This window comes from Paenibacillus whitsoniae (assembly GCF_003955665.1).
GTDB classification, from domain to species: Bacteria; Bacillota; Bacilli; order Paenibacillales; family NBRC-103111; genus Paenibacillus_E; species Paenibacillus_E whitsoniae.
The window spans coordinates 1-7,385 of the sequence record NZ_RXHU01000149.1; the positions used below are offsets into that span (position 1 = coordinate 1).

Genomic DNA, 7,385 nt, shown 5'->3' on the forward strand with positions numbered 1-7,385 from the left:
AAGCCTGCTTTTTGGCAGGCATTTCTTTGCAAAAGGATGATTTGTGGCAAGAAGCCTGCGCAATCGCAGGTTTGATCTTCCAAGACTAGCCCTGCTAAGGGGAGGCAGGGGAAACTTCACGGAGACAGCCGGGCGAGGCATCTCCAGACAACAAAAAAACAGCCACGCCCCGCAAAGGGTGTGGCTGTTTGATTTCAAAGACTATTCCGTCGCAACGGATTGGTCCGCTTGCATGTTGACTGGGGAGATTCGAATGAAGTTCGACTCCAGGTCGCCAAGCAAAGCTTCGATTTTCGCCGCTGCGTCGGCTTGACCGGATGCAGCCAGCTCTGCGTGATACGCGGTGAGCAGCTCTGTCAGGTCTTTTTTGGATTGAACGCCGATCGTTTCGATCTTCACTTTTGCGCCTTTCGCGATACGACGCTCGATTGCCGCTTGGTCGAGACCCATTTCAGGAACGAGGCGTTGGTAAATCACGCCGCCTGTCATCCCTGCGCAGATCCATGGGCCTGGATCGCCCAAGACAACCGCGCGGCCGTTGGTCATGTACTCGAACGCGAAGCCTTTCAGGTTCGCACGAGCCGCCAAACCGCCGAGCTCATCTTGCAGAGGCGTTGTAATTTCGCCGCCGAAGACAACGTCTGCGCCGGAGAAACGGATACATGCACGCGTATCTGCGCCGCCTTGGATCAAGAACAGGCCTTTTTGCGCACCGTAGCCGAACGATTTACCTACGCTGCCGTTGATGAACGTATTGTTCTTGCCAACGGCTTTGATGATCGCGACTTTACCGCCGAACGCCATTTTGCCAAGACCGTCTTCTGCGCCGCCGTGAACCGTAATGTCGAGGCCGCGAGCGTTGAAGGCCCCCAGACCGTTACCTGGAACGGAACCGTCGATCAGGTTCAAGGAAATGCTAGGCAGTTGATCGTAGCTGCCGTCGAAACGGTCTCTTACACGGTGGCTCGCATAACGGGTTCCGAGAATACGGGACTCCGCGTCCACTTTGGACCAGTTGCGAACGACCGGAGCGTCGAAGGAAACGGACTCTGGGAAGAAGTCCAGACCTTCCGCACCCGCTGCGATACGAATATCGGAGGAAACAGCCGCTTCTTCAAGCGCTCTTTCGGCATCGGACACGTATTGCATTGGAGCCGGACGCAGGATGTCGGACAGATCGATGCGATCGTTGTGCGAAATTTGCTCCAGCAGGTCGGAACGGCCAACCAGCTCTTGCAGGCTCGAGAAGCCGAGGGAAGCGACAACTTCACGTACTTCTTCACCGATGCCGCCGAACAGGCGAACCAGGCTATCTACCGCTGTATCGTAGACACGAGGAACAAAACGGCGAAGACCTTTCTCTTCCGCTTCTTCCATGGAGTCGATTTGCGTTGCGATACCGACGTGGCAAGTGTCCAAATGACAGCCGCGGCAAGTTGTACAACCGATGGACTGCATCGCGATGGAACCGAAGCCTGCACGGTTTGCGCCGAGCATCACCATTTTCACAACGTCAGCGCCGGATTTCAGACCGCCGTCCGACCACAGTTCAACACGGTGGCGAAGGCCGGCTTCGATCAGAGCAACGTGAGCGAGTTTCGTACCGATTTCCGTAGGCAGACCTACGTGCGTCAAGGAGTGGATACGAGCCGCACCTGTGCCGCCGTCGAAACCGGACAGGGTAATCACATCAGCGCCGGCTTTCGCTACGCCGACCGCAATTGTACCGATACCCGGAACAACCGGGATTTTGACGATGATTTTCGCTTTGCGTCCGCTTGCTTCTTTCAGCTCGGAAATGATTTGCGCCAAGTCCTCGATGGAGTAGATATCGTGGTTGTTGGATGGCGAGATCAGGTCGGAACCGATCGTTGCGTTACGAGCCGCTGCGATTTTCGCTGTAACTTTGGAGCCTGGCAAGTGACCGCCTTCGCCCGGTTTCGCCCCTTGACCGATCTTGATCTCAAGGAACGCAACTGCGTTAGCGAGCTCAACGTTGACGCCGAAACGTCCGGATGCGACTTGCGCGCCGCGCGTTGTTTTGTAACGGCCAAGCATATCTTTAATCTCTCCGCCCTCGCCGTTCATGGTAACCATGTTCAGACGATCGCCGGCTTCAGCGTAAGCGCGGAAAGCTGTTTCGTTCTGAGAACCGAAGGACATGGAAGAGATCAGCATCGGCAAGGAATGACCGCCAATGGAGATGTCAACCTGCGACGGATCAAGCGGCTTGCGGCCTTCGCCGAGCGCTTTCTCCACATTGAATCCTGCGATATGACGAATGGAAATCGGGTTCTTCTTCTCTTCTTCGCGCAGTTTGTCGCGGTAGTCGGCGTAGGAAGCCGCACCGGAAGCTGCGTCCCCGAGCGCTTTCCACATCCGTTGGAAGAAGCGGAAGTTTTTCGCCGCTTTCGCTTTCGGATTCTCGAAGTCCGCATAGCGGGCTTCAGCGTCCGCTTCCAGATGAGCGAAGCCTGTTCCGGCTTTTTCGCTGCCAAGGTAGTTCACGATGTCCAGCACCTCTGCCACTTCCGGATGGAAGCCGATGGAGGAGAAGAAGCGTGTATAGCCGCGAAGCTCGTGCGTACCGATGGTGGAAATGACTTTCTCAAGCCCTTTGGAGAGGGCTGCATATACTTTGCGTGCTGCTGCCGCATTGCCTTCTTTGTCGGAAGCCGTTGCGAAGAGCAGGTAAGGCGAGATCACGTCAGCGCCCAGACCGCAAGCGACCGCGATATCATGCAGGCTGCGAATCGCAGCGGAACGCAGGATCAGCGTCACGTGGCGGCGCAAGTTGTCGCCGAAGCCCAATTTTTCAGCGCGCAGCGCGATGTCGATTTTGGAAACCGCAAGGTGCGGGTCAAGCCACAAGCGATCATTCTGGTGAGCAGCGGAATCGTCGATGACGAGCAGCGCCGCGCCGCCGCGAACTGCTGCAATAGCGTCAGCCGCCAGCTGATTCAGACCATCTTTTAGCGTCGAGCCTTTAGCAAAAGTAGCGTCGAGGACAACCACTTTCTCCGGACCAAACTGTGCCAGCAATTGCTCGTAGGACGGCTGAGACAAGTGCTCTTCGCTGCCAACACCGTTCGTGCCTTCCAGCACCAGCGGCGTCAATAGCTCAACGCGAAGCTGATCGTCCAACTGGCTGTACACAGGAATACGGGAACCGACGATCACGCGTGTGGAGAAGTGCTCCATTTCACGGTCGCGGTCAATCGCAGGGTTCGTTACAACCGCTACGCTTTCTTTAATGAAGTCAGGCACGTTCTGGCGTTCCCAAGCGAGCGCCGCGTGCGGAGAATCATGACCCAAGGAACGGATCGGCTCTGCGCCGGTTTCGGACATGGTTTCAATGTGGGAGATTCCGTCTCGATCCCAACCGAATGCGCTGTACATTTGATCGGATGGCGTAACGTTCTCGTTGATAGCCGCGTTAACTTCCGATGGGGCAGGGTTCAAATATTTCCGCAGACCGCTGAATGCAACACGTTTGCTGGCGCGATCGTACACGAGGTTTTGGACTTCGTGATACGGAATCACTTGGATGTGCTCGCCTGGTGTCAGCACGACGCCGACTTTCTCACCCGGAGCGATTGGCTTCGGATCAGCAACCATGTCGCCAACCGTGATAACGCCTTGCTCGGAGGAGAAGTACAGGGAAGTTTCGCTTTCCACCATCCATACCGGACGAAGACCCAATGCGTCAACGCTGAAAATACACTCATTGCCGTAACGGGATACGATACCGGCAGGACCTTGTGCGAAGTGGCCCCACACCTGACGGAAGTAAACGTACAAGTCCTGAAGCTCAGGACGGAATTGTTTCATTTCATTAATAATAGGAGGGAACACAAGCTCCATCGCTTCAAACAGGGACAGACCGTGACGGTGAATGAACGTTTCAATCGTTCTGTTCATGTCCTGGGAGTCCGACCCGCCGCTTACGAGCGGAACGCCAACCATGTCAGCTTCGAGGCGAAGCTTTTTCACTGTGTTGATCTCACCGTTGTGACCAAGCAGCGAAAACGGTTGTACACGGAAGAAGCTCGATAGCGTGTTCGTAGAATAACGGTTGTGGCCGATCGTTACTTGGGATGCAAATAACGGATCGCGCGTATCGTTAAAATATTTTGGCAAAATGCTTGCAGCGCCTAACACTTTGTACGCGGCAGTCACATTGCTCAGTGTCGCAACGTGGACGTTGTAACGATCTTCGATCGCAATATGCAATTCAAAAAGGTGATCGGCAACTTGCCCTTCGGTTTTGTTGCTGATCGCGGCGATTTGCCAGAAGGTTGGCTCATCTTGCAAGCCATTTGGGCCCAGAACGGAGCTGTCCACTTGATTTTCCTGCTCAAGAATGATGGAAACATCATGAGCTGCAAACAGTTCGCGGATGCCGCTTTGAATTTGAGAGGCGGTCAGGTCGAGCTTGCGCGGAACAAAGATATGAGCAACCGAGAAACGGTTGTCATAAGCCAGCTTGCCGTCGAGTCCGGCTTCTGTCAGCTTTTTTTCCCAGAGCGCACGTGGAATGTCAGTTAAAATACCGCAACCATCGCCTTCACCATTGATAAATCCGGAACGGTGCTCCATCTTGACGAGGGAATCAATCGTTTTTTGGATGTTATCGCGGGAAGGGTGGCCATTTTTTTCAATAATACAAATAATACCGCAGCTGTCGTGTTCGGTCCCAAGTAGATCTTGAAAACGGCCTTCATTACGCATCAATTCATTCATTGCTCAGGTCAGTTGCCTGACCGTCACCTCCCATACATATTTAAACTCCTCTTGCTTACACTTTTTCATCCTCGGAAGGGCAGAAACCCGCAAGCCTTTGGCATTTACGGCTTTAACACTAAAAAGTGGAAAAGCCGAAATATGCGCCGAAGTGAATAAAAATGCAATATAACTGAATAGCATGCCAATTTACGGGGGGATTTTCCAATGGAATACGGCACGAATCGACACGTATCGAAGTAGGGCGTCAACCACAAAAAACGGATGAGTATTTGTAAATCATGCCCTAACTTTCTAGGAAAATACTGTACAAACAAGCCATTTCGCCAAAAGGGTAAAAGTAATCTTAGAATAGCATGAAAAAGGTCATCCGACAATACTTGCGGGACGAATTCGCGAATGTAAGCGCTACCGTTTTTGTATATTGGTGAATAAAACCAATGTTCTTACTATTTGTTACCTGTTAGAAAGACGAACGAACTACAATCCTGAGAGGATCATAGTTCGTTTTCTGGGACAGCCCTATCCTTTTGCTTATTGTTGGAAATGCCAACATCCCTGTGCACGATGCCTGAGTCGGCGATTTATGGATAAATAAAAGTCCGCATGCACGGTTATGAATTTTTCATGCGCCCCAAAGCATGATCCGCGGCTTCGAGCGTGTACGCGATGTCCGCTTCCGTATGGGCGATGGTCAGAAACCAGGCTTCATATTTGGAAGGAGCGAGGTTAATGCCTTGATCTAACATGAGATGGAAGAATTGCGCAAAGCGCTTGCCGTCTGTATCTTGCGCTTCTTCATAATTGGTGACAGGATGATCACAAAAATGGGTTGAGAACGCGCCGCCGATGCGGTTGAGCGTCAAGGGGATGCCATGGCGGGCGGCGGATTCCGCGATACCGCCCGCAAGCGTTGCACCAAGCTGGTCGAGCTTGGTGTACACATCCGCCTGCTGTAGCACCTGCAAGCAGGCGATGCCGGCCGAGATGGAGGCGGGGTTGCCCGCCATCGTGCCGGCCTGATAGGCAGGTCCGAGCGGCGCGACCTGCTCCATCACTTCTTTGCGGCCCCCGTAGGCGCCGATCGGCAGCCCGCCGCCGATCACTTTGCCGAGGGCCGTCAGGTCCGGCTCGACGGCGGCGAAGCGCGAAGCTGCCGTCGTTGTGCTGGCGGCCTCCGCGAGCGGGAGGCCGGGGTACGTCTGTGCCGCGCCATAATGGAAGCGGAACGCCGTGATCACCTCGTCATAGATGACGAGGGCGCCGTGTTTGCGAGCAGCCGCGCAGAGCTGCTCGAGGTAGCCGGCATGCGGCATGACCATGCCGAAGTTGCCGACGATGGGCTCCACCATGACGGCGGCCACATCTTCACCCCAACGCGCAAGCGCAGCTTCCAGTGCCGGAATGTCGTTGAACGGCACGGTGATGACCTCTTGCGCGATGCTCGCCGGCACGCCGGCGCTGTCCGGCGTGCCCAGCGTGGACGGGCCGGAGCCGGCGGCCACGAGCACGAGATCGGAGTGGCCGTGGTAGCATCCGGCGAACTTAATGATTTTGGTGCGCTTCGTGTACGCGCGCGCCACGCGGATCGTCGTCATCACGGCCTCGGTGCCGGAGTTGACGAAGCGCACTTTGTCCAGCGACGGGATCGCGGACTTCAGCATCTTGGCGAACTCGATTTCGAGTTCGGTCGGGGTGCCGTACAGCGTGCCGTTCTGGGCGGCACGCACGATCGCCTCGGTCACGTGCGGATGTGCGTGACCGGTGATGATCGGGCCGTAGGCGGCGAGATAATCGATGAAGCGATTGCCGTCGACGTCCCAGAAGTAAGCGCCTTGCGCGCGCTGCATGAACACCGGCGCGCCGCCGCCCACCGCTTTGAACGAGCGGGAAGGGGAGTTGACGCCGCCGACGATGTGCTGCAGCGCTTCTTGATATAAACGTTCGGATTGTTTGCGTTCCATGAGGGATACCTGCCTTATTAAGATGAATGGTGGAATTGCTGAATGCCGGGTGCCGACGCGGTCGTGTAGTCACATGATGCCGTCTCTGCCGCAGTTAGGCTAAGAGTCGGCCGTCTTTGCAGTACCGTCACGGTGGCGACCCTAGTTGTTGTTTTCTGTCGCTAAGGTGAGCTAGCTGTTGAAGTCTCGTTGCAATCATTGCAATGTTCTCCGCAGTTGCGACCCTAATTGTTGTTTTCCGTCACTAGGGTGAGCTAGCTGTTCCAGTCTAGCTGCAATCATTGCAATGTCCTCCGCAGTTGGAGCGATAATAGTTGTTTCCGTCGCTGAAGTGTAATTGTGCTACAGTCTCCCGTTTGCTATGATAGCTGCACTGACGCCACAGCCACAGCCCCTCTCCACCGCTGACGCACCACTCCGACTCGACTACCTGCAAAAGCTACATTAAAATGTTCCCTAAACACGGAATATGGAGTGAGAACCTGCAAAATGTACATCTAAATTTCGAGAAAACAGCCGTTTATGCCCTTTTTTTAACATGAAGATGGTTTTTTCCTGCACTTTTTACAAGATAATATGTAATTTCGGCGCGCTCATGCAAATTTACTGCACAAAATGCAGGTTCGCGCGGCATGACATTAAGTAAGTGAGGCCGAACGCAGCCCGCAGCTCGCAACC

Annotated in this window: 2 protein-coding genes; both read right to left on the bottom strand. The window is 54.6% G+C overall.

The annotated features are described in order from the left end of the window. Window positions 1-201: 201 nt before the first annotated feature. The gene (locus tag EJQ19_RS31240; protein ID WP_241243170.1) at window positions 202-4,743 is read right to left on the bottom strand and encodes a glutamate synthase-related protein; all 4,542 of its coding nucleotides are present in this window, start codon (window positions 4,741-4,743) and stop codon (window positions 202-204) included. Window positions 4,744-5,357: 614 nt separating this feature from the next. After that, the gene (locus EJQ19_RS31245) at window positions 5,358-6,707 is read right to left on the bottom strand and encodes a glutamate-1-semialdehyde 2,1-aminomutase (protein ID WP_126145118.1); all 1,350 of its coding nucleotides are present in this window, start codon (window positions 6,705-6,707) and stop codon (window positions 5,358-5,360) included. Window positions 6,708-7,385: the final 678 nt, after the last annotated feature.